This is a genomic window from Duganella sp. AC917 (assembly GCF_979258245.1).
Genome location: NZ_OZ409848.1, coordinates 6444064 through 6469675 on the forward strand (window position 1 = coordinate 6444064; position 25612 = coordinate 6469675).

General features: G+C 64.9%; 20 protein-coding genes. 12 read left to right on the forward strand and 8 right to left on the reverse strand.

Translation table 11 applies throughout. From position 1 onward, the window contains the following. The 4 genes from ACZ0BA_RS28175 to ACZ0BA_RS28190 all read left to right on the forward strand — a co-directional run bounded on the left by ACZ0BA_RS28175 (window position 1) and on the right by ACZ0BA_RS28190 (window position 4402). Window positions 1–1017: a cupin-like domain-containing protein gene (locus ACZ0BA_RS28175; protein WP_463454431.1), complete on the forward strand. Its 1017-nt coding sequence runs from the start codon at window positions 1–3 to the stop codon at window positions 1015–1017. Window positions 1018–1068: 51 nt separating this feature from the next. Continuing rightward, window positions 1069–1554 (forward strand): arsinothricin resistance N-acetyltransferase ArsN1 family B, encoded by a 486-nt coding sequence (locus ACZ0BA_RS28180; protein ID WP_463454432.1) that lies wholly within the window; start codon window positions 1069–1071, stop codon window positions 1552–1554. Window positions 1555–1696: 142 nt separating this feature from the next. Further along, window positions 1697–3937, forward strand: a complete 2241-nt coding sequence (locus ACZ0BA_RS28185; protein ID WP_463454433.1) for an ATP-binding protein — start codon at window positions 1697–1699, stop codon at window positions 3935–3937. 9 nt (window positions 3938–3946) lie between these two features. Next, on the forward strand, window positions 3947–4402 hold the full coding sequence (locus ACZ0BA_RS28190; protein WP_363503093.1) for a response regulator: 456 nt from the start codon (window positions 3947–3949) through the stop codon (window positions 4400–4402). Here the strand turns inward: ACZ0BA_RS28190 and ACZ0BA_RS28195 are convergent. Beyond that, complete coding sequence (locus ACZ0BA_RS28195) at window positions 4389–6008, reverse strand: response regulator (protein WP_463454434.1); 1620 nt, start codon at window positions 6006–6008, stop codon at window positions 4389–4391. The genes ACZ0BA_RS28190 and ACZ0BA_RS28195 overlap by 14 nt on opposite strands. Before the next feature lie 129 nt (window positions 6009–6137). Here ACZ0BA_RS28195 and ACZ0BA_RS28200 point away from each other — a divergent pair, with 129 nt between their 5' ends. Further along, on the forward strand, window positions 6138–6743 hold the full coding sequence (locus ACZ0BA_RS28200; RefSeq protein ID WP_463454435.1) for a biliverdin-producing heme oxygenase: 606 nt from the start codon (window positions 6138–6140) through the stop codon (window positions 6741–6743). Here the strand turns inward: ACZ0BA_RS28200 and ACZ0BA_RS28205 are convergent. Then, the gene (locus ACZ0BA_RS28205; protein WP_463454436.1) at window positions 6737–7882 is read right to left on the reverse strand and encodes a branched-chain amino acid ABC transporter substrate-binding protein; all 1146 of its coding nucleotides are present in this window, start codon (window positions 7880–7882) and stop codon (window positions 6737–6739) included. The two genes, ACZ0BA_RS28200 and ACZ0BA_RS28205, sit on opposite strands and share 7 nt — an antisense overlap. A gap of 232 nt (window positions 7883–8114) precedes the next feature. After that, window positions 8115–9914, reverse strand: a complete 1800-nt coding sequence (locus tag ACZ0BA_RS28210) for a hypothetical protein (protein ID WP_463454437.1) — start codon at window positions 9912–9914, stop codon at window positions 8115–8117. A gap of 234 nt (window positions 9915–10148) precedes the next feature. Between ACZ0BA_RS28210 and ACZ0BA_RS28215 the strand changes: the two genes are divergently transcribed. From ACZ0BA_RS28215 to ACZ0BA_RS28245, 7 genes are all read left to right on the forward strand, one after another. Next, the gene (locus ACZ0BA_RS28215; protein WP_463454438.1) at window positions 10149–10577 is read left to right on the forward strand and encodes a hypothetical protein; all 429 of its coding nucleotides are present in this window, start codon (window positions 10149–10151) and stop codon (window positions 10575–10577) included. 75 nt (window positions 10578–10652) lie between these two features. Beyond that, window positions 10653–13073, forward strand: coding sequence for a catalase (locus ACZ0BA_RS28220; protein ID WP_463454439.1), 2421 nt, complete (start codon window positions 10653–10655; stop codon window positions 13071–13073). Between the two features lie 147 nt (window positions 13074–13220). Continuing rightward, window positions 13221–14894, forward strand: a complete 1674-nt coding sequence (locus ACZ0BA_RS28225; protein ID WP_463454440.1) for an MFS transporter — start codon at window positions 13221–13223, stop codon at window positions 14892–14894. A gap of 5 nt (window positions 14895–14899) precedes the next feature. Next, window positions 14900–16072, forward strand: coding sequence for an HlyD family secretion protein (locus ACZ0BA_RS28230; protein WP_463454441.1), 1173 nt, complete (start codon window positions 14900–14902; stop codon window positions 16070–16072). After that, window positions 16069–17487 carry an efflux transporter outer membrane subunit gene (locus ACZ0BA_RS28235; protein ID WP_463454442.1) on the forward strand — a complete coding sequence of 473 codons (1419 nt, stop codon included), beginning with the start codon at window positions 16069–16071 and terminating at the stop codon, window positions 17485–17487. The genes ACZ0BA_RS28230 and ACZ0BA_RS28235 overlap by 4 nt, the downstream gene beginning before the upstream one ends. A gap of 19 nt (window positions 17488–17506) precedes the next feature. Further along, on the forward strand, window positions 17507–17842 hold the full coding sequence (locus ACZ0BA_RS28240; RefSeq protein ID WP_463454443.1) for a YnfA family protein: 336 nt from the start codon (window positions 17507–17509) through the stop codon (window positions 17840–17842). 13 nt (window positions 17843–17855) lie between these two features. Then, window positions 17856–18257, forward strand: a complete 402-nt coding sequence (locus ACZ0BA_RS28245) for a lysozyme inhibitor LprI family protein (RefSeq protein ID WP_463454444.1) — start codon at window positions 17856–17858, stop codon at window positions 18255–18257. A gap of 171 nt (window positions 18258–18428) precedes the next feature. Here the strand turns inward: ACZ0BA_RS28245 and ACZ0BA_RS28250 are convergent, their stop codons facing one another. The 5 genes from ACZ0BA_RS28250 to ACZ0BA_RS28270 are packed head-to-tail and all read right to left on the reverse strand — an operon-like array spanning window position 18429 to window position 25429. Continuing rightward, window positions 18429–18887, reverse strand: a complete 459-nt coding sequence (locus ACZ0BA_RS28250; RefSeq protein ID WP_463454445.1) for an AraC family transcriptional regulator — start codon at window positions 18885–18887, stop codon at window positions 18429–18431. A 13-nt stretch (window positions 18888–18900) separates the two neighbouring features. Continuing rightward, window positions 18901–22029, reverse strand: a complete 3129-nt coding sequence (locus tag ACZ0BA_RS28255; protein ID WP_463454446.1) for an efflux RND transporter permease subunit — start codon at window positions 22027–22029, stop codon at window positions 18901–18903. Window positions 22030–22038: 9 nt separating this feature from the next. Then, the gene (locus ACZ0BA_RS28260; protein WP_463454447.1) at window positions 22039–23220 is read right to left on the reverse strand and encodes an efflux RND transporter periplasmic adaptor subunit; all 1182 of its coding nucleotides are present in this window, start codon (window positions 23218–23220) and stop codon (window positions 22039–22041) included. A gap of 20 nt (window positions 23221–23240) precedes the next feature. Continuing rightward, window positions 23241–24722, reverse strand: coding sequence for an efflux transporter outer membrane subunit (locus ACZ0BA_RS28265; protein ID WP_463454448.1), 1482 nt, complete (start codon window positions 24720–24722; stop codon window positions 23241–23243). After that, the gene (locus ACZ0BA_RS28270; protein WP_463454449.1) at window positions 24719–25429 is read right to left on the reverse strand and encodes a CerR family C-terminal domain-containing protein; all 711 of its coding nucleotides are present in this window, start codon (window positions 25427–25429) and stop codon (window positions 24719–24721) included. The genes ACZ0BA_RS28265 and ACZ0BA_RS28270 overlap by 4 nt, the downstream gene beginning before the upstream one ends. Between the last annotated feature and the right edge of the window lie 183 nt (window positions 25430–25612).

Here is a 25612-nt window from a genome sequence, read left to right on the forward strand (position 1 = left end):
ATGATGCGCCATGCCACCGTTACACCTGTAGCCGTCAACGACGCATGGCGCACCTGGATCGCCGAGAACCTCATGCTGGGCGGCCGGCCGGAAGGCCTGGTCGGTATTCTGATCCAGTCCGGCATCAGCGAGCACGATGCGCTGGCGGAGGTCGACGCAGCGCTGCGCAGTCCTTATCTCAAGGGGGCGTCGCGCTTGCACAGCCGGCTGGCGAAGCGCGACTGGGTACTGGGCATCCAGTCGCGGTTGAACCGTCTGACGCCGGCCGGGGTGCCGCGCCGCGATCGCCTGTCCGGCGACGCCTTCCTCGAAGAGCACTACCGCCGCAACCAGCCGGTGATCATCACCGGCATGCTGGACGACTGCGTCGCCCGCAGCAAGTGGACGCTCGATTATTTGAGCGGACAACTGGGCGAACGCGAAGTGGAGGTGCAGTTCGGCCGCGAGGCCGATCCGAATTATGAGTTGAACAGCCAGGCGCACAAGCGCCGGATGCCCTTTGGCGCATACGTTGAGCTGGTGCGCGCCAGCGGCCGCACCAACGATTTCTACATGACCGCCAATAACGACGAGAGCAACCGGGAGGCGTTGCGGGAGCTGATGGCCGACCTGCCGCCGTTGGACGATTACTTGAACGGCGAGCGGCGCGGCTTTTTCTGGTTCGGGCCGGCCGGCACGCTCACGCCGTTCCACCACGACCTGACCAATAACTTCATGATCCAGATCGCGGGCCGCAAGCGGGTGCGCCTGATCGCGCCTTGCGATATTCCCCATCTGTACAACCAGCGCCACTGCTTTACGCCGATAGACGGCCGGGCCATCGATATCCAGCGCTTTCCCATGATGGCGAACGTGCCGGTGATCGATTGCGTGCTGGCGCCGGGAGAGATCCTGTTCCTGCCGGTCGGCTGGTGGCATTTTGTCGAGGCGCTCGATATCACCATCACCATCTCCACCACCCATTTCAGGTGGGATAACGACTTCTATTCGGATTACCCGGCCAATCACGACTTCTGATCCGGGCGTCCGCATCGATTACAACTTTCCACAACCAGTATTGACTTGCCAATGATCAGACCCGCAACGCCGGACGATGCCGCCGCCATCGTCGATATCTACAACCACTACGTCGCCACCACGGTGATCAGTTTTGAAGAACGCCCCGTCACACCGGATGAAATGGCCGGCCGCATCCGCGACGTGACCGCGGCCTTGCCATGGCTGGTGTACGAGTCCGAAGGCCGTGTGCTCGGTTATGCGTATGCGACCAAATGGCGCGTGCGCAGCGCCTACCGCTATTCGGCGGAAACCAGCGTGTACGTGGCGCCGGGGCAGGGTGGCCAGGGCATCGGCACGGCGCTGTACAAAACCCTGCTCGAGGAACTGCGCGCGCGCGAAATCCACATGGCCATCGGCGGCATCGCGCAGCCCAATCCGGCCAGCGTGGCCTTGCACGAGCGCCTCGGCTTTGAAAAAGTCGCCCATTTCAAGCAGGTGGGCCGCAAGTTCGATCGCTGGATCGACATGGGCTACTGGGAGTTGCAACTGGGTTAGCGGGAAGTTTGGTTTTGACCCCGGCTTTCGCCCCGCCTTTACCCCCGCCGTTGACCCGACATCGGCGGTGCATCGTGCGTCGGGGCCGCCTAAAAGTTGATATGATGTGGCTTTGTTAACACCGGGTTCGCCCGCAGCCATCATGCCACAGGCCAGCATCGACACCGAATTAGCGACATGTGACAGCGAGCCTATACGCACGCCCGGCAGTATTCAGCCGCATGGCTTTCTGTTGGCCCTCTCCCCCGAGCTCGAGGTGCTGCAGGTCAGCGACAACCTCGCCGATTTCACCGGTATCGCCCCCGAAAAGGCGCTCGGCCTGCCGCTCACGGACGTTATCGGCGCCCGCAGCGCGCAGGCGCTGGAGCACAGCCTTCGCGGCGGCCAGCTGCGCGAGCGTCCTGCCTATATCGCCACGGTCGGCCTGGAGGGCGAACCGTTCGACGTGCTGGCCCATGCCTACGACAGTTTGCTGGTGCTCGAATTCGAACGCGCGCGCGGCACCATCGACGCCGGTATCCAGCAGTTGTATCCACTGGTCGGCGATTTCCTCAACAAGGTCACCGATGCCGACACCATCGTCGAATTGTGCCAGTTGGCCGCCAGCGAGATCGGCGCACTGACCGGTTTCGGCCGGGTGCTGGTCTACAGCTTCGACGAGGAAGGCCACGGCAACGTGCTGGCCGAATGCATTGGCGAGGGCTATGACGGCTATCTTGGCCAGCGCTTTCCCGCCACCGACATTCCGCGCCAGGCGCGCGAGCTGTATCTGGCCAACCGCATCCGCCTGATCCAGGACGCCGACTACCAGCCGGCGCGTCTGGTGCCGGCCGAGAATCCGCTGACCGGCAAACCCAATGACTTGTCGTTCGCTTCGCTGCGCAGCGTCTCGCCGATCCACCTGCAATACATGCGCAACATGGGAACGATGGCGTCGATGTCGGTTTCGCTGATCGTCAAGGACAAGCTGTGGGGCCTGATTTCGTGCCACCACTCCGAGGCGCGCCACCTCAGCTTCCACCAGCGCAGCGTGTGCGAGCAGCTGGGCCAAATCCTGGCGCTGCGCATCCGCAACCGCGCGGACGCCGACCAGATGCAATTCCGGCTGGAGGTGCGGCGCGTGATGGTCAACCTGCTGGGCGGGCTGACCCAAGGCGCGGACTTCATCGAAAACCTGCGCAGCGTGCTGCCCGAGCTGCTGCGCTTCGCGCGCGCCGGCGGCGTCGCCATCGTGGTCGACGACCGGTTGATCAGCTACGGCCACACGCCTGACGACGACCAGATACGTGAGCTGGTGGGTTGGCTTGGCGCCAATGTGCACGAGGACGTTTTCCATAGCGACCGCCTGGGCGCGGTCTATCCCGCCGCCGGGGCCTATACCGCTTCCGCCAGCGGCTTGATGGCGATGCAGATCTCGCGCATCCACCAGCATTACCTGCTGTGGTTCCGTCCCGAGGTGGTGTATTCGATCGATTGGGCCGGTCGTCCGGAGAAGCTGGAAAAATCCCCGGGCATGCTGTCGCCGCGCACCAGCTTTAGCAGCTGGCGCGAAGCCGTCCACGGCACCTCGGCGCCATGGCACGAGGGTGAGCTGGAGCTGGCGCTGGAATTCCGCACCGCGCTGCTGGGGATCGCGCTCGAACGCGCCGAGCAGATGGCCGATCTGGCCGAGGAGCTGGGACGGGCCAACAAGGAGCTCGAGGCGTTCTCGTATTCGGTGTCGCACGACCTGCGCGCGCCGTTGCGCCACATCGTCGGTTTTTCCGATTTGCTGATGGAGACCGCCGGCAGCGACAACCCCGAACGACGCCAGCGCTTCCTGGTCAACATCAAGGAATCGGCGCGGCTGGCGGGCAAGCTGGTGGACGATTTGCTCAGTTTCTCGCAGATGGGCAGGGCGGCCTTGCGGCCGGTACGCGTGCGCATGGACGATCTGGTACGCGGCTGCATCGACAAGCTGACACCCGATACGGCCGCCCGCCGCATCGATTGGCAGGTCGCCCAACTGCCCGAAATCGTCGCCGATCCGTCGTTTCTGCAGCTGGCGTTGTACAATCTGCTCTCAAACGCCGTCAAGTTCACCGCGCAGAGCGATCCGGCCGTCATCCGCGTCACCAGCGAGCAGTCGCCCAATGAAATCGTATTCCATGTCGCCGACAATGGCGTCGGCTTCAATATGGACTATGCTCACAAGCTGTTTGGCGTTTTCCAGCGGCTGCACCGCATGGAGGACTTCCAGGGCACGGGTATCGGCCTGGCGAATGTACGGCGTATCGTCGAGCGTCACGGGGGCCGCGTTTGGGCGCGGTCGGCGCCGGGCCAGGGAGCGACCTTCTCCTTTGCCTTACCGACAAACACCAATACAAATACCGATAAAGTTTAAGGCACGCCTATGTTAAAGCCTATCCTGCTGGTTGAAGACAACCCTCATGATCTGGAGCTGACGCTGATTGCGCTGGAACGCAGCCAATTGGCCAATGAAGTGATCGTCGTGCGCGATGGCGCCGACGCACTCGATTATTTGCACGCGCGCGGCAGTTTCGCCAACCGGGAGCAGGGCAACCCCGCCGTGGTGCTGCTCGACCTGAAGTTACCCAAGGTCGACGGCCTCGAGGTGCTGGCCGAGATCCGCGGCAGCGCCACGCTGAAAAGCATCCCCGTGGTGATGCTGACATCCTCGCGCGAGGAGCAGGACCTGATCCGCAGCTATGAACTGGGCGTGAACGCCTATGTGGTCAAGCCGGTCGATTTCCAGGAGTTCGTGCGGGCGATCGCCGACCTGGGGATTTTCTGGGCGGTGCTCAACGAGCCACCACCGGGATCGCACCGCTACGTCAAGCCGCAGTGACCGGACTGCGCTTGCGCAGCAGATGGCGGATGCGCGAGCTGAGGGTATCGACGGTATAAGGCTTTTGCAGCAGATTGACCCCCGGCGGCAGCTTGCCGTCGTGTGACAACACCCCTTCCGCATAGCCGGACGTGAACAGGATCTGCGCCTGCGGCAGTTTTTCCCGTACCAATTCGCTCAATTCCAGGCTGCTGACGCGGCCCGGCATCATCACGTCCGTGAACAGCAGGTCGATATCGACGCCGCCATTAATCAGGTGCGTCGCCTGTTCCGCGTTGGCGCTGCTCAGCACCTTGTAGCCCAGCGTGGACAGCATCTCGACGGTCGCGGCGCGCACCGCCTCCTCGTCTTCCACCACCAGAATGGTTTCCACGCCGCCGGTTAACGCCGGCGATGCCGCATGGTGTTCCGGCTCGGCCTGGGCCTCGCTGCGGCGCAGGTAGATCTGCACGCAGGTGCCGGCGCCCAAAGTGCTTTGCAGGGCGATCTCGCCGCCCGATTGCTTGACGAATCCGTAGGCCATGCTCAGGCCCAGGCCCGTGCCCTGGCCGGTCGGCTTGGTGGTGAAGAACGGCTCGAACGCGCGCTGCATCACCTCTTGCGACATGCCGGAGCCTGTATCTGCGATCTCGATCAACACGTAGTCGCCCTGGCCGCTGCCGATCTTGGACAGCTGCTCCGAGCCGGACGTCAGGTTGCGGGCGCGGATGGTCAGCGTGCCGTCACCGCCCATGGCGTCGCGCGCGTTGATGGCCAGGTTCAGGATCACGTTATTGAGCTGGCTGACATCGACATCGGTGTTCCAAAGCCGGGGCGCGATGTCGGCGACGACCACCGCGCGCGGACCGAGCACGCGGCGCAGCATGTCGTCCATATCGGCCAGCACCGGCGTCAGATCGACCACCGCGCTTTGCAGCGGCTGGCGTCGCGCGAACGCCAGCAGGTGGGCCGCCAGCCGTGCGCCGCGTTCCACGCCATTGAGCGCGTTCTCGATGCGCGCCATCCCTTGCGGGTTGACGTCGCCGACCATCTGCAGCAGATGCAGGTTGCCGCTGATGATTTGCAGGACGTTGTTGAAATCGTGGGCGACGCCGCCGGTCAGCTGGCCGATCGCTTCCATTTTTTGTGCCTGGTGCAGGGCGGCCTGGCTGACCCGCAGTTCCTCCTCGCGCTGGCGCAATTCCAGGAAGGCGGCATCGCGCTGCTGGCGCGCCTGGTAGGCGGCGCAGTGGTAACGGATGCGCGCTTCCAGTTCGCGCGCTTCCGGCCATTTGACCAGATAATCGTTGGCGCCCAGCGCGAACGCCTGCGCCTTGATATCGGCATCGTCCTCGGACGACAGCAGTATGACGGGCAGATGCTCGGTATGCGGATCGGCGCGCAGCATGCGGATCACGTCGAAACCATCGGCGCCGGGCATGCGCAGGTCGACCAGCAAAACGGTGGCCTCGATCTCCTTGCACAGCTGAACGGCAAGTTCGGCGCGGTTGTCATAGCGCAGCGTGATGCCTTGCTGGCGAGACATGTGGTAGCCGATCAAGTCTTCGGCCATCGCTTCGTCGTCGATCAGCAGCACGGAGCAGTTCTGAGATTGGTTTTGGGTCATAGGCAGTATGCTGTTAGTAATTAAATTTTACCTGAGCTCTATTTTTTCAGAAGTTGCCGGCTCCTACTGTGCGCGCGCTAGCATTGCGCTGTGTAAAATCTTTTCCTCATTAAACAGTTAGGATGTATCTTGGAAGAAATTTCCGCTGCAAAAGAAGATGTGCTGACAGCATTGCGGCAGGCCACGGCCCAGCGGCACGCCGAGCTCGATTCCAGCACGCCATTGGCGGCGGGAGAGGTGGATTTGCGCGCTTACCACGATCATCTGCGGCTGCTGGAGCAGTGGCTGGCGCCGATTCAGCATTGGATGGCGCAATTCGACGACGGTCCCGCGTTGCCTGCCTATCTGCATGCGATCAGGGAGGATTTGGCCCATCCGGCGCTGGCCGGAATGCCGACGGCGGCGCACCGCGCGGATGTCGTGCCGTGGCCGGCGCAGTGCGGCGCCGCATGGCGCTGGGGCGTGTGCTATGTGATCGAGGGATCGCAGCTTGGTGGGGCGGTACTGTATAAAAGGCTGGCGGAGCGCCTGGCGCCCCATCCGCTTCGCTATCTGCGCGGCGCCGGTTCGCCGGGGCCGCGCTGGCAGCAATTCTTAGGCGCGCTGCGCGAACGCGTGGTGGATGCAGCGGATATCGCCGATGCCTGCGCGGGCGCGCAACAAGCCTTCGACAGCTTGATCGCCTTGAATCGCGCCCGATCCGACCGGGCGCGAAACATCATTGCGGGTCAATAGCTGGTCAACGGTACCGGTTGACCGCCTTTGAAGGTGAAGATCGTCACCGGCGACTGCTTCATGTCCCCACGCTCGTCGAACGCGTAGGTGCCGGCGATGCCTTTGTAGGAGCCGGACGCGATCACCGCTTCCACCTTGCGCGGATCGATCGAATTCGCTTTTTGCATCGCTTGCGCATACAGCATGGTCGCGTCGTAGTACGACGCGGCGTAGACATCGGCATCCTGCTTGTAGCGGGCCTTGTACTTGGCCTTGAAGGCCGGGCCGGTCGAGGCCTTGTCCAGAATCGCGCCGCCCTGCGAGCACAGGACGTTGTCGGCCACCGCGTCGCCACCGAGCTTGCCCATCTCGCCGGTGCAGATGGTGTCGCCGCCAAGCAGTTTGGCGTTGATGCCGAGCTGCTTCATCTGGCGCACCATCGGCGCCGCCTGCGGCGCGTAGCCGCCGAAGAAGATCGCCTCGACCTTCTTGTTTTTCAGTTTGGTCAGGATCGCGTTGAAGTCGAACGCCTTGTCGGTGGTGAACTCGTGGCCGGCCACGGTCATGCCGGAGGCCTTCGCCTGCTTCTTGAATTCTTCCGCCACGCCCTGGCCGAAGGCGGTGCGGTCGTCGATCACGGCGACGTTCTTAAACTTGAGTTCTTTGGCCGCGTACAGCGCCATCTTGGAGCCGAGCTGGGAGTCGCTGGCGTTGACGCGGTACAGGCCCTTGTAGCCTTGCTGCGTGATCTTCGGATTGGTGGCGATGGTGGCGACCAGCACACCGGCATCGTTGTACGCGCGCGAAGCGGGAATGGCCACGCCGGAGTTGTAGGGGCCGACCACGAATTTGACGCCGTTGTCGATCAGCTTTTGCGCGGCGGCGACGCCGGCTTTCGGGTCGCCCTGGTCGTCCTCGGACAGCAGTTCGAACTTGAGCTTTTTGCCGGCCACGGTGATCGGCTTGGCGTTGAGTTCTTCCACCGCCAGGCGGGCGCCGTTCTCGTTGTCCTTGCCCGAAAACGCCTGCGCGCCCGACAGCGGGCCGCTATGGCCGATCTTGACCACGGTGTCCTGCGCGTAGGCGCCGGTGGCGGCCAGTAGCGCCGTGGTGGCGGCGATGTGCTTTACGCTGTGCTTCACGCTGTGCTTCAAAGTCATGCGAACTCCCGATGTCGATGGTTATGAAATGCAATCCGTGATTATCGCTAAAAACGAATCGTATTATCGTGTGACTTAGGCGCGGGATCGGGAATTATTTGGCGTCTTCGGCCTTCAAAGACGGGACGGTCGGAATTTAATTCGGTCTGGAGATATAGGCCGCAACGCAGCGAGGTTGAATGGCGCGCCTCCGACGCGCCATTCTTGTGCCGAATTCGGCACGCCGCTGGCGCTACTGGCCAGGCCCGATGCCGCGAGTCCTCGCCGGCCCGGTGACAGCCGCCACGCGCGGCGTGCCACTGACAGCCGATTGCGCCGCGCGCGCATTCGCGCCAAGCAGGGCCGGGTCGGTGATGTTGTACGCGGCGATGGCGGCCGCCAGCGCGGGATTGCCCTGCAGCGGATTGGTTTGCACTGTGGACGCCTGCACGGCGGCCACCTGGGCGGCGCGCGCTTGCTGCTGCGCCTCCGCCGCCGCCGCGTTGGCGGAGGCCAGATTGCTGGCGGTGGTTTGCGCGGCCGCAGCCTGTTGGGCGGCGACGGCGCCGGCCGCGTTGGCCGCCTCCGGGGTAGTCGCCGCAGCCAGCGCGGCGCGTGCCTGCGCGGCCGCGGCGCTGGCTTCCGCGCTCTGCGCCGCCAGCACGTCGGCCGCGCTTTGCGCAGCCTGCGCCTGCGCCAGCGCGGATGCGGCGGCGGCATTGGCAGCCGCCAGATTGGTAGCTGCGGTTTGCGCCGCCACTGCCTGCTGCTCCGCGGTCGCGTTGGCGGAATTGGCTGCGGCTGCGGTGGACGCCGCGTTCTGCGCGATGTTTGCCTGCGCCGCCGCCTGCGAGCTGGCGGCGGTGGCAGCGCTCAATCCGGATGCGGCCTGCTGGCGTGCCGCCTGTGCCGCCGCGGTGGCCTGCGCGGCGTCGGCCGCCGCCTGCGCCGCGCTGCGTTGGGTGTCGACATTGGATGCCGCCTGATTCTCTTCGGCTGTATCGGTTGCCTGGCTTTGCTGCGCCTGATCGGCCGCTTGCAGTGCTTGCGCGGTCTGGGTTTGCTGCGACGGCAGCGCGTTGATGTTGGCCTCGCGCGCCTCGGCGTTCTGCGCGGCGATCACTTCTGCGGTGGACGCCTGCAGCGGATTGACGATCGGCGAATCCGTCGCCGCCGCCCGTGGCGCCAGTGGCTGCTCCAATTCCGCGCGCTGCGCCGCCAACCGGTCGGCGGCGGTGTCGGGCAACGGAACCTGTCGCAGCAGATCGATTTCGGCGCGCGCCATATCCAGACGCGCATTGGCCACCAGATCCTGCGGCGTCAACGCCTGCCGCTGCGCGCTGGCCAGCGCGGGCAGGGCGCCGGTGCCGGCTGCGCTCAACTGCTCGGCAAAACGGGTCGCCAGCTCGCTGAACGTGTCCAGCGTGTTTTGCAGCGTGTTGGTCGTCGACCGGTTGTCGGTGTTGAAGGAGGCGCGCAGGATTTCGTTGTCCAACGACAGGCCGGCGGCGGCGTCCGACAGCAGCGGCGGCTGCAGGGTGACACCGATGCGTGACAGGCTTTGCGCCAGGCTCTGGGCCGCATCCGTTGCTTGGGCACGCTGATTTGTCTGGTTCAGTTGCTCGGTCGTACTGTTGCCGAAGGTCTGGCGGTTCAAACTGTCCACCAGGCTATTGATCAGGGACGGTCCTTGCGGTTGGGTTTGATTGAAATCAACCCCGGGCAATAAGTTGAACGCATTCACTACATTTTGCGTAGCGTCATTGAGTCTGCTTGCCCGGTCGGCGGCTTCTTGTGGATCGGCGCCGTTGGCGACGGCCGCCTGCAGCTGCGTGATCTGCTCGCGGGACTGCGACACGGTCAGCAAAAAGTTCGCCACAGGGGACAGATCCACCTGCACGGAGGCTTGCGCTGGAGCATCAATGGCCGAACCCACCGGAGTGATCGTCGAGGAGTTGACAGCGTCTACCGCTGCGGTTTGCGCCGTCGGCGACACCAGCGGAAAGTTCGTCGGATTGGATCCGCTCAGCGTTGTGGATGAGATAGGAAACATATCGCCCTCCTGGACATAAGTAACAGTAGCTTACCGGAATTTTCTCTGAGCATCCGCTTTCTTTGCGGAACCGTCCGTATGGCAACTCACTTAGCGGCCCATCAGTAGTAGCTCATCAAATAGTTCGCCCGAGGTCGCCTTATTGTTAGATTCCGCACGGTAGCGTTTGACCAACAGGCCTATCTTCGTTCCTGCAGTGTTTAGACAAACGACCAACAACCGAGAGGAACCATCATGGAAAACAGCATCGATACTAAAATCAACGGTACCACTGGTAACAACGCTAACAGCGCCAAAGACACCAACACCACCAACACCACCAACAACACCCGCGACGGCGTGACCCAGATCGGCAAGGACCTGCGCGCCGACGCGCACGCCGCCATCGACCGCGTCGCCGATAAAGTGCCACCAACCGCCGACCGTCTGGCCACTCGCGCGCACACCGGCGTCGACAAAGTCGCCGACGGCGTTCAAAGCGTGTCCGGCACTGTGGAAAGCGTTTCCGAGCGTCTGGCCGTCCGCAGCAAGCAAGTCACCGAAAGCTACAAAAAACTGGCCGAATCGGGCCGCAGCCACGTGCGCTCCAGCCCTGCGATTTCTGTGCTGATCGCCGCAGCCGCAGGCTACGGCATTTCCAAGCTGCTCAACTCGCGCAAGTAATCCAGGCTGCCCGACCGGTATCGCTGCTGGTGTGACCGGCGGCCCGCGCGGGCGCCGATCACCAAGGGACACCCAATGGCAACTAGTAAAAAAACACCAGCCTCCGTAATGGGGGCTGGCTCGGTATTGAGCACCGTCGCAGGACCATCATCGGCTACGCCGCCGACCAGTTTGGGTGGCGTGCCACAGGAAGCCGCGTTGCTCGCCAAAGTGAGCGGCACCCAGACGGTCGCCGAGGGCATGCCCTTCAACGCCAATAAACCTGGCGAACATGGCGACGCATCGCGCGCGCCGCAGCCCGGCCAGACGGTCACCCCGCCGCATCCCATCGCCACCGCCAGCACCACCGGCGAAACCACCGCATCGCCTAAAACCGGCAGCGGCGTGCCGCCGCACAGCGTCAACGCCACCATTGAGCCGCTCGACCGCGTGCGTGTCGATTCGGCCGACCAGCGTTTGACCACCAACCAGGGCGTGCCGGTCGCCGACAACCAGAATTCGCTCAAGGTCGGCCTGCGCGGCCCGACCGCGATGGAAGACTTTATCCTGCGCGAAAAGATCACTCATTTCGACCACGAGCGCATTCCGGAGCGCGTGGTGCACGCGCGCGGCTCGGCCGCCCACGGCTACTTCGAGAGCTACGACGATTTGAGCGGCGTCACGCGCGCCGCGCCGTTCGCCGCCGCGGGCAAACGCACGCCGGTGTTCGTGCGCTTCTCCACCGTCGCCGGCGAACGCGGCTCGGCCGACACCGTGCGCGATGTGCGCGGCTTCGCCGTCAAGTTCTACACCGACGAAGGCAACTGGGATTTGGTCGGCAATAATATGCCGGTCTTCTTCATCCAGGACGCGATGAAATTCCCGGACCTGGTCCACGCCGTCAAGCCGGAGCCGCATTTCGCCATGCCTCAGGCCTCCAGCGCGCACGACACCTTCTGGGACTTCGTCACGCTGATGCCGGAATCGACGCACATGCTGCTGTGGCAGATGTCGGACCGCGCCATCCCGCGCAGCTACCGCACCATGCAGGGCTTCGGCGTGCACACCTTCCGCCTGGTGAACGCGCAGGGCGTGTCGGTGTTCTGTAAGTTCCACTGGAATCCGGTGCCGGGCACGCACTCGCTGGTGTGGGACGAAGCGGCCAAGATCATCGGCGCCGATCCCGACTACCATCGCCGCGACCTGTGGGAAGCGATCGAAGCGGGCGCCTATCCCGAATGGGAACTGGGCCTGCAGATCTTCACCGAGGAACAGGCGGAGCAATTCCCGTTCGACGTGCTCGATTCGACCAAGATCGTGCCGGAAGAACTGGTGCCGGTGAAAATCGTCGGCAAGATGATCTTGAACCGCAATCCGGACAACTTCTTCTCCGAGACCGAGCAGGTGGCCTTCTGCACCGCGCACGTGGTGCCGGGTATCGACTTCACCAACGACCCGCTGCTGCAAGGCCGTATCCACTCGTATCTGGACACGCAGATCAGCCGTCTCGGTGGTCCGAACTTCCACGAGATCCCGATCAACACGCCGGTGGCGCAGGTCCATAACAACCAGCGCGACGGCATGCACCGCCAGGCGATCCCGCGCGGACGCGTGGCCTATGAACCGAACTCGCTGGCCGGCGGTAATCCGTTCCAGGCCGGGATGGCCGGCTTCCAGACCGCCTTCGCCAGCGTCAAGCAGGCGCCCGAGGACAAGGTGCGCGGCAAGCCAGAACTGTTTGCCGACCACTATTCGCAGGCGCGCCTGTTCTGGATCAGCCAGACGCCGTCGGAGCAGACGCACATCGTCAACGCCTTCCGCTTCGAGTTGAGCCGCGTGCAGACGCCGGCGATCCGCGTGCGCCTGTTGTCGATGCTGGCCAACGTCGATCCGATCCTGGTCGAAGGCGTGGCGCAAGGCCTCGGCCTGCAGGTGCCGCCGCCGATGCCGCTGGCGACCACCGCGCCGCAGCCGCACTATGCACCATCGCCGGCGCTGTCGCTGCTGGCGCGTCCGGGCGCCGTGGGTGTCCAGGCGCGCAAGGTGGCGATCCTGGCCGCGCATGGTGTCGACGCGGCGGGCGTCAAGGCGATCTACGCCGACCTGTTGGCTGCCGGCGCGGTGCCGCGTTTGGTCGGTCCGCAACTGGGACAACTGGTCGCCGCCGATGGCAGCGCGCTCGATGTCGAGATCTCGTTCGAAGCCGGTCCGCCGGTGCTGTACGACGCGGTGATCGTGGCCGACGGCGACGCCAGCGTCAAGATGCTGATGGGCGATGCCGACGCACTCGATTTCGTGCGCCAGCAGTTCCGTCATTGCAAACCGATCCTGGCCGTTGGCGCTGGCGCCGATCTGTTGCGCAAGGCCGGCGTACCGGAGAAACTGGAAGACGGTACGGCCGATCCATCGCTGTGGTGCGTGCCGGCCGGCGGCGTGGTGCCGGCGCTGGCGGAGTTCAAGGCAGCGCTGGCCGCGCATCGTAACTTCCAGCGCGAGGTTGACGCAAAAGCGCTGTAACCAGCGGTTGGCTTAGGGAAAGGGGCGCCGGCGGTATGCGGCGCCCCTTCCTTTTGGCGGGTCTCCGGAACTTCAATATTCGCGTGCATAGTGATATGCTCGTTCCCAGCAAACCTATCCGACAAAGACCTATAAGAACTGGCATCGATGGACGTGTACGCCCCTCAAGTCTGGCTACCGCATGAGCGACCGACACTTCCCGGATCGCCGTCGAGTCCCATCCATACGACCGAGCGTCGTCTGGCGTTCTTCATCATCGGCTTCGTTGTCGCCATTACCGGCGGCCTGGGCAACGCGCTGGTGCTGGTCAACCTGCCTTACCTGCAAGGCTCTTTGGGCGTGTATTCGGCCGAGATCCAGTGGCTGCCCGCCGCCTACGTGATGGCCAACGTCTCGATGAACCTGTTGCTGGTCAAATTCCGTCAGCAGTACGGCTTGCGATTGTTCACCGAATTATTCCTCGTGCTATACGCGGTCGCCACCGTGGCGCACCTGTTCGTGCACGGCCTGGGCTCGGCCATCGCCGTGCGCGCGGCCCACGGCATGAGCGGCGCGGCGCTGTCCACGCTGGGGCTTTACTATGTGTTACAAGCGTTCCCCGCCCAGCACCGCATCAAGGCGGCGGTGCTGGGTATCGGCTTCGCGCAACTGGCGCTGCCGATGGCGCGGCTGTTCTCCACCACCCTGATGGAATTCGGCGAATGGCGCGGCCTGTACTTCTTCGAACTGGGACTGGCGCTGGTGTCGCTGGCCGGGGTATTGTTCCTCAAGCTGCCGCCCGGGGACCGCATCAAGGCCTTCGAGAAAATGGACTTCGTCACCTTCGCGCTGTTCGCGCCCGGCGTGGCGCTGCTGTCGGCGGTGCTGGCGCTGGGCCGCACCGTCTGGTGGTTCGAGTCGCGCTGGCTGGGCCTTTGCCTGGCCGGCGCCATTGTGCTGATCGCCGGCGCCCTGCTGATCGAGCATAACCGCGCGCGTCCGCTGATCAATACGCGCTGGCTCAGCACCGCCAACATGGCGCGGCTGGCGCTGTCGGTGCTGCTGATCCGCATCGTGCAGTCCGAGGCCAGCGGCACGGTGGGATTTTTGCAGGCGCTCGGGCTCAACAACGACCAGATGCGGACGCTGTGGATCATCGTGATGATCGGCAGCGTGGCCGGCATGCTGGTGAGCGCATTGACCATCACGCCGGCGCGCATACCGGCGCAATTGATGCTGTCGCTCGTGGTGATGGCGATCGGCGCGTATATGGATTCGGATTCCACCAATCTGACCCGCCCGGCCGACCTGTATATCAGCCAGTTCCTGCTGGGGTTCGGCGGCGCGCTGTTTATCGGGCCGACGTTTGTATCCGGCTTTGGCGCCGTGATCGCGGCGCCGAATAATCTGGTCAGTTTCTCCGTCATGTTCTCGATCACGCAAACGCTGGGTAGTTTGCTCGGCTCGGCGCTTGTGGGTACATTCCAGGTGGTGCGCGAGAAGTATCACTCCAGCGTCCTGGTCGAGCATTTGACGCTGCTCGACCCGCAGGTGGCGGCGCGGATTCAAAGTGGCGGCGCCTCGCTTGGCGCGACCTTGGCCGATCCCACGATTCGCAACGCGCAAGGCGTGGCGTCGCTCGGCGCCGCCGCCACGCGCGAGGCCAACATCCTCGCCTACAACGATGTCTTTTTGCTCATTACGCTGCTGGCGGTGCTCACGCTGGCGTGGATGCTGGCGCGCTACCTCTGGTCGATCTGTGTGGTGTGTCAGCCAAGTCCAGCGCAAAACGCGCAGACCGGCATGGCCAACGTCTCCCTTAACAATTCTGGATCGCGCTGAACGACATGGCTACCAATACTTCCGATACTTCTCCTCCTGCCGCCGCCCCGGCCGCGGCGCTGCCGACGGCTGCCATCCCACCCGCGCCCAACCGTCGCGGACAAATCATTTCCACCATCGCGTTTTCGCTGGTCGCTTTGATCGGCGTGTTGATCGTGCTGTACGCGTGGCGCTTGCCGCCGTTCAGCAGCGCCATCGTCTCAACCGAGAACGCTCTGGTGCGCGGTCAGGTCACGTTGATCGGCACGCAGTTGTCCGGTTATGTCATCGATGTCAAGGTGCAGGACTTCCAGCACGTGAAGCAGGGCGATTTGCTGGTGCAGATCGACGACCGCATCTACCAGCAGCGCTATGAACAGGCGCAGGCGCAGCTGGCGGCGCAGAAGGCGGCGCTGGCCAATTGGGAGCAGGCGCGCAAGACCGCGTCGGCCGGGGTGTTGCTGAACCAGGCCACGCTGGCCAACGCGCAGGCGCAGGCGGCGAAATCGCAGGCGGATTTGGGCCGCGTGAACGCGCTGGCGGCCGATGGCTCGCTGTCGTTGCGCGAGCAGGACGCATCGAAGGCGGCCCAGGCCCAGACGGCTGCCGCCGTGGCGCAAGCACGCGCCAATCTCGATATCGCCAGGCAGCAGGTGCAGTCGGTGACCGTCAACAGGCTGTCGCTGGAGGCGGCGGTGGCCAACGCGGAGGCGGCGCTGAAGGCGGCCCGCGTGGACCTGGAAAACACCCGCATCATCGCCCCCGAGGATGGCCAGCTGGGGCAAGTCACCGTGCGCAAGGGCGCCTACGTCAACACCGGCGCCAACCTGATGGGATTGGTGCCGCGCCAGTTGTGGGTGATCGCCAATCTCAAGGAAACGCAGATGAACAATGTGCAGGTGGGGCAGAGCGCCACCTTCAAGGTCGATGCGCTTGACGGCGCCGTGCTGACCGGGCAGGTGGAGCGCATATCGCCGGCCACCGGCTCGGAGTTCAGCGTGCTGCCGGCCGATAACGCGACCGGTAATTTCGTCAAGATCGCGCAGCGCATACCGGTACGGATACGCATCGATCCGGGCCAGGCCAAGGCCGCGCGGCTGGCGCCGGGGATGTCGGTGATTGCCAGCATCGACACCTCCGCCGTTCTCAATGACGCCGATCACAGACCCGCCACCGCAGGCGCCGGAGCCGGTCGATGACGTGCCGGCGGCTGTCACAAAGCCCGGGCGGCGCGTTGCGGGCCGTATCGATGGCGGCCATGCTCGCGCTGGCCGGCTGCGCGGCAAAGGTTGGGCCGCCGCCGGCATCGACCCTGGAGACGCCTGCCGTCTGGCGCACGCCGCCCGGCCCCGGACAAAGCGCCGCGCCGGTCGAGCGCGAATGGTGGCAGGCCTTCGGCGATCCGGTTCTGAACGCGCTGGTGGTCCGGGCGCTCGAACACAATGGCGATTTGCGCATCGCACGCTCGCGCGTGGCGCAGTACCGCGCGCTGGTGGGCGTGGCGACGGCGGGTCTGAAGCCGAACATCGTCGTCGACACGGCGCCAACGCGCACGCGCCAGCTGGCGTCCAACGGCCAGCCCTATGTCACCAACGTCTATCAGGCGGAGATCCAGGCCAGCTACGAGCTGGACGTGTGGGGCCGTTTGGCTGCCGCGACTGACGCGGCCACCGCTACCTATCAATCGGAGCAAGCCAACGCCGACGCCGTGGCCTTGTCGATCGCCGCCACCGTCGCCACCGGGTATCTGAACCTGCGCGGGCTCGATGCCCAACTGGCGCTGACCGAGCAAACGCTCAAGCTGCGCGCCGAGTCGCGCGACCTCGCCAAGCGCCAGTTCGATGTCGGCTACAGCTCGCGGCTGGAATGGCTGCAGGCGCAGGCCGAGTACCAAACCACCGCCGAACAGGTACCGCAGTTGAGGCGCTCGATCTTCGAGCAGGAGAACGCGCTGGCACTGCTCACCGGTGGCAATCCGGGACCGATGCCGCGCGGCGCGGAGCTGGCAGAACTGGCGCCGCCGCCCGTGCCGGAGGGACTGCCTTCTGAACTTTTGCGCCGGCGGCCGGACATCGCGCGGGCGGAATACAACCTGGTCGCCATCGACGCCAATCTGCGGGCGACGCGCGACCAGTTGCTGCCGTCGTTCAGGCTGACCGCCGTCGGCGGCATACAAAGCCTGAAAATGCACGATTTCCTCAATTCGCCGACGGCGCTGTGGCGACTGACCGGCACCATCGCCGCGCCGCTGTTCGACGGCGACCGCGTGCAGGCGCAAACCGATGCGGTGGCGGCGCAGCGCGACCAGCTCACCTTCGCTTACGAGAACGCCGTCCGTAACGCGTTTTCCGAAACCGATAACAGTCTGGGCGCGCTGTATCAGTTGAAGGAGCAGGCCATCCAGAACGACGCGCGCCGCGCCACGGCGGCCGAGACGCTGCGCATCGCGCATAATCGCTATCGCAATGGGTATGCCTCGTATCTGGAGGAGCTGGATGCGCAGCGCACCTTGTATAGCGCCGATGTCGGACGTCTGCAGTTAAGAACGCGGATACTGGTGGCGTCGGTCGATTTGTATCGCGCCATGGGCGGTGGCTGGGCGGCGCAACCGTAGTTCTTTGCGAGGGGCTTGTTTGGACATTTTGAAATTGGCTGGCTTGTTCGCAGTGACTGCGCTGGCTGAAATCGTCGGCTGCTATTTGCCATGGCTGGTCATTAAACAGGATAGGACGATGTGGTTGCTGGTGCCGGCGGCGTTTGCGTTGGCGCTGTTCGCGTGGCTGCTAACGTTACATCCGACCGCCGCAGGCCGTACCTATGCGGCGTATGGTGGCATGTACATCGCGGTGGCGTTGTTGTGGCTTCGATTTGTCGATGGCATCGCGCTAAGCCGCTTTGATATGGCAGGAGCTGCGCTTGCCTTAGGAGGCATGGCCGTCATCGCGTTCCAACCCGCCACGTCGGGTTGATCATTCCAGGGAGATGAAGATGAAAACAAGAAGGTTTGCTTTGCCGGCGTTGGTATTGGCGATGTTTTCCGCGAGCGCTTGGGCTGATTGCAGTGCGCCCTCGACCCAGTCCGAAATGACGCAGTGCGCCGGGCAGTCGTATTCCGTGGCCGATAAAAATTTGAACCTTGCCTATAACGAGTATCGCACCCGTCTGAGCGCGGAGCAAAAGAAGAAGCTGACGCAGGCGCAGCTTGCGTGGGTCAAGTTCAGGGACTTGTCGTGCGCGTTCGAGAGCTCGGGCGCGGAAGGCGGCAGCGCTTACCCAATGGTCCGCAGCGGCTGTCTGGCCGCGAAGACCGAGAGCCGGTTGAAGGAGATCAAAGCGCTGCAGGATTGCCAGGAAGGGGATATGAGCTGTCCCGCGCACAAATGAACGCGGAGATATGCACACCATGGAGACACGTAGGGCAAATTAGGCGGAACGCCGTAATCCGCCATCTATGAGCCGCCGACTGAGCATGCATCGGCGGATTACGCTTCGCTAATCCGCCCTACGTGGATCCGTGGTGTGCATTTTTCCGTGGTGTGTGTGTCGTCGTGGCTTCTATTTGACCGGGATGCAGAATTCAGCGGAGAACACGCCCGTTTCCGGGTCCATCACATAGTCGGCAGGGTAGCGCTCCATGCACAGGCCGGGGGAGAAAATGCCCTCGGCGTGGATCTGGCCGAAGAACTCTCCCCATGCCGCCGGCATCTGGTCTGCCGTGCCTTTGAATTTGCCCACCGCGTAGCGGCCGGCCGGCAGCGTCGCCTCCCGAGCCGGTTCGGCGATTGGATAATCCGCCGCCACTTCGACGCAGGCGTCGTAGCGGCATTCGTTCGGCGGCGTCGTGCCCGGGTCGTCCTGCGCCACGCCATACGTCACGCGATTGTGCAAGCCGAAGGCCTTCTGCCACGGCGTGAAGACCTCCTTCCAGAACTCGCCGATACCGGCTCCGAACGGGCCTTTGTAGCGCAGATAAGCGACGCGGACCGCCGGCAATTCCTTGATGTCGTATTCCATTTCGTCTCCTTGATCAGTGGCCGCCCGCGACCTTGCGCAGCGGCTGGTTTTTCTCGTCAACCGGCTTCGGATGGCGGCGCAGCTTGCGCACCAGACGCCCAAGCAGATGTTCCAGGTCGTCGATGTAGGTGAACACCGCCGGCACCACCAGCAGGCTCAATAACGTCGACGTGATCAGCCCACCGATCACGGTGATCGCCATCGGTGAGCGGAAGCTCGGATCGGCGCCCCAGCCCAGCGCCAGCGGCATCATGCCGGCGCCCATGGCGATGGTGGTCATCAAAATCGGGCGGCTCCGCTTGTGGCAGGCGTCGACCAACGCGTCGAACCGGTTCATGCCTTCCTGGCGCGCCAGAATAGCATAATCGACCAACAAGATTGAGTTTTTGGTCACGATCCCCATCAGCATGATCAATCCAATCATCGACGGCATCGACAGCGCGCTGCGGGTGATCAGCAGCGCCACGAAGGCGCCGCCGATCGACAGCGGCAGCGCCGCCAGAATCGTCACCGGCTGCATGAAGTCCTTGAACAGCAGGACCAGCACGCAGTAGATGCACAACACGCCGATCAGCATCGCCAGGCCGAAGCTGGCGAACAGCGCGGCCATCTCCTGTGTGTCGCCCAGCTCCGCGATCTTGACCGACGGCGGCAGGTTTTTCAGCGACGGCAGCGCGCGCGCTTCCGCATCGACTTCGCCCAGCGCGCGCCGGCCCAGTTCCACTTCGAACGTGACGTTGCGGCTGCGGTTGAGGCGATTGATCTGCGCCGGTCCGCTTTCCATCGTGATCGTGGCGACAGTGGCCAGCAGCACGGGCCCGTTGGTGCCCGGCACCGTCAGGCGGCCGATGGCGTCGAGGTCGGCCCGCACCGCGTCCGGCAGCTTGACGCGGATCGGCACCTGGCGCTCTGGCAGATTCATTTTGGTCAGGTCGGTGTCGTAGTCGCCGGCGGTGGCGACGCGCACCGTCTGGCCGATGGCGTTGGCGGTCACGCCCAGATCGGCCGCCTTGGCGAAGTCCGGCGTGACAATGATCTCCGGACGCACCAGCGAGGCGCTCGAGCGCACATTGCCCACGCCTTGCAGCGTGCGCATTTCGCGTTCGACCTTTTGCGCGGTCGCTTGCAGCACGACCGGATCGTCGCTGCGCAGCACCAGCTGCAGCTTGACGCCGTTGTCCGGCGGGCCGACCTTGAAGCGGGCGCCCGGAATGGCGTCCAGACGGGCGCGGATCTGATCGTCGATATCGGCCATCGATTCCTTGCGGTCGGTGCGATGCACGGTGGTGATGGTCAGCACCGCGCTGCGTGCCTCGGCCGCCGCGCCGGGCGCGAAGGCGTCGCCGCTGGAGCCGCCGCCGATGGAGCTGAACACCGACTTGACGCCGGGGACTTCCATCGCGGCCAGGCGCGCCCTTTCGGCGATGACGCCCGTCTCCGCCAGCGTGGAACCAGGCGGCAGCTCCAGGTTGATCTGGGTTTGCGCGCGGTCGGCGGCCGGCACGAAGCCGGTCGGCAGCATGCCGACCAGCGAGATCGAGCCGACAAAGAACGCGGCGGCGGCCAGCGCCGTGATGCCGCGATGCGTCAGGCACCAGCGCATCACGCGCAGGTAGCGGATCATCATCCAGCTGTCCTTTTCTTCCGCATGCGCGATCGGCTTGAGGAGGTAGGCCGCCATCATCGGCGTCAGCAAACGCGCCACCACCAGCGACGCCAGCACGGCGATCACCGAGGTCCAGCCGAACTGCTTGAAGAACAGGCCGGCGATGCCGCTCATGAAGGCGGTCGGCAGGAACACCGCCACCAGTGCGAAGGTCGTGGCGATGACGGCCATGCCGATTTCGTCGGCCGCTTCCATCGCCGCCTCCATCGGGGTTTTACCCATGCGCAGGTGGCGCGCGATGTTTTCGATTTCGACGATGGCGTCGTCGACCAGCACGCCGACCACCAGCGCCAGCGACAGCAGCGTCACGGTGTTGAGCGTATAGCCGAACATATAGATGCCGAGGAAGGCCGGCAGCACCGACAGCGGCAGCGCCGCGGCGGCCACCAGCGTGGCGCGCCAGTCGCGCAGGAACCACCACACCACCAGCACCGCCAGCAGCGCGCCCTCGTACAGCAGCTCCATCGAGCCGTCGAAGTTTTCCTCGACCGGCAGGGCGTTGTCGATGACCTCTTGCAGCGCCACTTTCGGGTTGTTCGCCGACAGCTCCTTGACCGCCTCGCGCGCTCCCCTTGACACGGCCAGTTCGCTGGCGCCCTTGTTGCGGAAGATCTCGAAGCCGATCACCTGTTTGCCGTCTTGCAGCGCGATGGCGCGCGGCTCGGAGACGGTGTCGGTGATGGTGGCCACCTGGTCGAGCCGCACGCGGCGACCGTCCGGCAAAGGCAGGTCGATGGCGGCCAGTTCGGCCGCGCTCTTGACGGTGCCGATGGTGCGCACCGATTGTTCGGCGCCGCTGACGTCACCGCGTCCGCCCGGCGCTTCCTTCTGCACCAGCCGCAGTTGGCGCGACACGTCCAGGGCCGATACGCGCAGCGCCGCCATGCGGGCGTCGTCGAGTTCCACGCGGATCTCGCGGTACACGCCGCCCACGCGTTTGACCGAGCCGATGCCGGGCACCGCCAGCAGGCGCTTGGCGACAACGTTGTCGACGAACCAGCTCAACTCCTGCTGGTCCATTTTTTCGCCTGGCACCTGCGCGGCGGCGGCGGTGAAGGTCAACACCACGCGGCCGGCGGTGGAGGCCTTCGTCACGGTCGGGTCGCGCAGCTCGGCCGGCATGTCGGCCTTGATGCGGGCCACCGCGTCGCGCACGTCGTTGACGGCGTCCGAGATCTGCTTTTCCAGCACGAACTCGATGGTGGTGGTCGAGACGCCGTCCAGCACCGTGGTGTGGATGTTCTTCACGCCCTGCAAAGTGGCGACGGCGTCCTCGATCTTGCGCGCGACCTCGGTTTCCAGCTGCGCCGGGGCGCTGCCATCGAGGGTGGCGGTGACGGTGACGATCGGCAGTTCGATGTCCGGGAAGTCCTGCACCGGATTGGCCTTGTAGGCCATCAGGCCCGCAAGGCTGAGCAGCACGAACAGCATGATCGCCGGGATCGGATTCTTGATCGATAAGGAGGAAAAATTCATCGGATGTCCTTATTTGGCCGTCGGCGCGGTGGCCGGGCCGGCGGCGCGCGCGGGCGCCGGCTCGGCCACCACGTGTACCAGGTCGCCGTCGTTGAGGAAGCCGGCGCCGCGCAGCACCACTTGCGCGTCGGCGGTCAGGCCGCCCTTGACCTCAATGCGGTCGCCCAGGCGGCGGCCCGGTTGTACCTTGACCTGACTGACCTTGCTGTCGGTGTTAAGGCGGAACACGAAGCTGAAGCCGTCGCGCACCACGATCGATTGCTGCGGCACGGTCAGCGCGTCCGATTTACCCAGCTCGAACTGGCCGCTGGCGAACATGCCGGCCTTGAACGGCGCCTCGCCGGTGCCGGCGTTCAGCGGCAGATCGACATACACCAGCGCCGAACGGGTTTGCAGGTCGACGGTCGGCGCGATCATGCGCACCTTGCCCGTCACCTCGCTGCCATTGGCCGCCTTGACGATGGCGCTGGTGCCCGGCTTGAGGTTGCGCAGGTCGGCGGCCACCACCTCGGCGCGCCATTCCAGGCGGCTCTGGCGGATCATGCGGAACAGCTCCGTGCCCGGCGCGGACACCGAACCGACGGTGGCGTTGGCGGTCCTGGCCGAGATGATGCCGCTGTCCGGCGCCACCACCTTGGTGTACTTCAGGCGCAGCTGCTGGTTCGCCAGCGCCGCCTTGGCCGACGCGATGCGGGCGTTGGCGGTTTGCTCGGTGGTGTTGTACTGGCTGATTTGCTGCGCGCTCAGCGCGCCGGAGTTTTGCAGCGTGCGCGCGCGGGCGGCGTTGGCCACGGCGTCGGCGGCGTTGGCCTCGGCCTCCTGCAGCGCGGCCTTCGACTGGGCGATGTCGGCGTTGATGGTCTCGGCCGAGAACACGGCCAGCACGTCGCCGGCCTTGACGACGTCGCCGACGTTGACGCGCACGTCGGTCAAGCGCAAACCGTTCGATTCGCTGCTGACGCTCGCCTCCTGCCAGGCGGCGACGTTGCCGTTGGCGGACAGCTTGATCGGCAGGCTGGCGGTCGACGGCCTGGTGGTGGTGACGGTCAGCGCGGCCTTCGGCGCGCCGGCTTTCTTTTCATCGGCGGCCTGGGTGGCCGGCGAGTACACGGCCATGCCGATGCCGCCGGCGACAAAGACTGCCAGCAGGGCGATGGCGAGCGGTTGCAGATTGGTTTTCAGAGTTTTCATAGTGGACGGTCAGGTTGTTTTTATTGGACGTTGGTGCCGCTGGAGGCCATGCCCGCGACGGCGGGGGCGCCGTTGGCCGGCGCACTCCAGCCGCCGCCGGCGGCGCGGTACAGCGATACCCAGGCGGCGCTGCGTTCGCGCTGCAGGTTGATGACGGTTTGCTCGGCGGCCAGGCGGGTGCGGCGCGCGTCCTCCAGTTCGAACAGGCTCGCCATGCCGTTCTTGTAGCGGTCTTCGACAGCCGTGAAATTAACGCGGTAGCCTTCCAGCGCAGTCTGGGCGTCCGTGGCGCGGGCGGCGGTGCCGTCCAGGTTGACCAGCGCCTGTTCCAGTTCGCTGACGGCCTGGCGCACGGTTGAGCGGTAGCTGGCGACGGCGGAGTCGTAGCGCGCACCGGCCGCGTCGACGTTGGCGCGGCGCCGGCCGGCGTCGAAGATCGGCACCGACACCGACAACGGGCCGATGGTCCAGGTGTCGGTTTTGGTGTTCTCGCCGCCGGAGCGGAAGTTGGCGATGCCGACCGAACCGGACAAGGTCAAACGCGGATAGCGCTGGGCCTGGGCGTTGCCCACTTCCGCGCTGGCGGCGGTCACTTCGCGTTCGGCCGTGAACACGTCCGGGCGCTGGTTAAGCGTGTTTGCCGGCAGCGCGGCGATGGCCATGGACGGCGCCACCGCGTCCGCCGATGCGACGCCGCTTGCCACGCCGTTTGCCAGCTCCTGGCGCAGTTCCGGCTCTGGCAGCGCGGTCAGCGCCACCAGCACCTTGACGTTGACGTCGCAACTGGCGCGCTGGGCGAGATAGCGGTTGTTGCCTTCGGCGGCGCTGGCGCGCGCCAGGGCCAGATTGGCCGGCGACTCGAAGCCGGCGGTCGCGCTCAGCCCCGTCAGACGCGCGGTGTCGGCGCGCGACGCGGCATCCTGTTTGGCGACGGCCAACAACTGCTCGCAGGCGCGCAGCCCGTAATATTGATTGGCGACTTCGGCGGCGACCGAGACGCGGGCGTCATGCCAGCCGGCGTGCGCGCTGTCGAGGCGCGCCTGCGCGGCGTCGCGCGTGGCGCGGTTGGCGCCGAAAACGTCGATCTCCCACGCCGTTTGCACGGCCGCCTGCGAGGTGGTCCCCATCGGCAGCGTCGATTGCTGGTTGGCGCGGCTGATGCTGCCCGTGCCGTCGAGCGTCGGCACCAGCGCGGCGCCGGCGGCCACGCGGTCGGCGCGCGACTGTGCGATGCGCGAGGCGGCCGACGCCACGGTCGGGCTGACCGCCTGCGCCGATTCGATCAGGCGCGCCAGCAGCGCGTCGGCCTGGTGGCGCCACCAGTCGGCCAGGTCGGCCTGGTTACCGTTGTGCGGCAACTGCGACGATAGCTGCGGGGGCAGAGGCGCCTGCCACTGCTGCGGCGCCCTGGCGTCGACATGCGGCGCCGGCGGCGTCAGGGCGCAGGCGCTGAGCGCCGTGGCGACGGCCAATGCCGCCGTCGCGCGTACGATAATCTTCATGCTTTCCTTTGGAGTTTAAGTTTTTCGGCATTGAACAGCGCTTCCGCGAAGTCCACCAGCCGTTCGCCCCACTCGGATATCGCCTCCGGCGTGGACATCAGATGCGGCGTGATTGCATTGATGACGTCTTGGGAGATCAATAATTGTATGCAAAGCGAAGGAATTGAATAAGCCAGCCGGTGGACGTCGTCGGTGGCCTCGGCCAGGTCCAGGTGGCGGCACAGCACCCGCACCAGCGCCAGGTGTTCGGGCTTGATGTTGTTTTCCACTTCGGTCGCCCATAACCCCGTGGGTTCGAGCATCTCGCGGAAGAACAGGCGCAGCATCGCATCGGCCTCCTGCCTCTGGTGCAGCAGCGGGGCGATCATCTGGCCGTAATAGCCCTGCAGCGATTCGCGCAGCGTGAAGTGCGGCTGGTCGAACGCGGCGACGGCGCCCCCGGCCTCGGCGCACAGGAAACTGAAGCAGGCCTGGTACAGGCCCGCCTTGTCGCCGAAGTAGTAGCTGATGGCGGCGACGTTGGTGCCGGCCGCTTGCGCGATTTCGCGCGTGGAGGTTTTGGAAAAACCCTGTTGACCGAACAGGCGCATCGCCGCCACAAGCAAGCGCTCGCGCGACTGCTCGCCGTCGGAGCGTGGTTTGCGGACATCGTCCGCTGGCTGGCCGGGGGAGGTGTGGGTGCTGGGTGAGGTGGCTTTGGCATTCATTGCGGGATTACATCACATAATTAAAACAAATGATATAACTAAATCGTTCGTTTAATTTAGTGGTGGGGTACCGCACTGCAGCAGAGCTAAACAATCGCCCGTTCGACGCTAAACACCGGAAAATAGGCAAAAAAAAGCCCGCGACCGTGAGGTTGCGGGCTGAATTCCAATGTTCAGAGAACG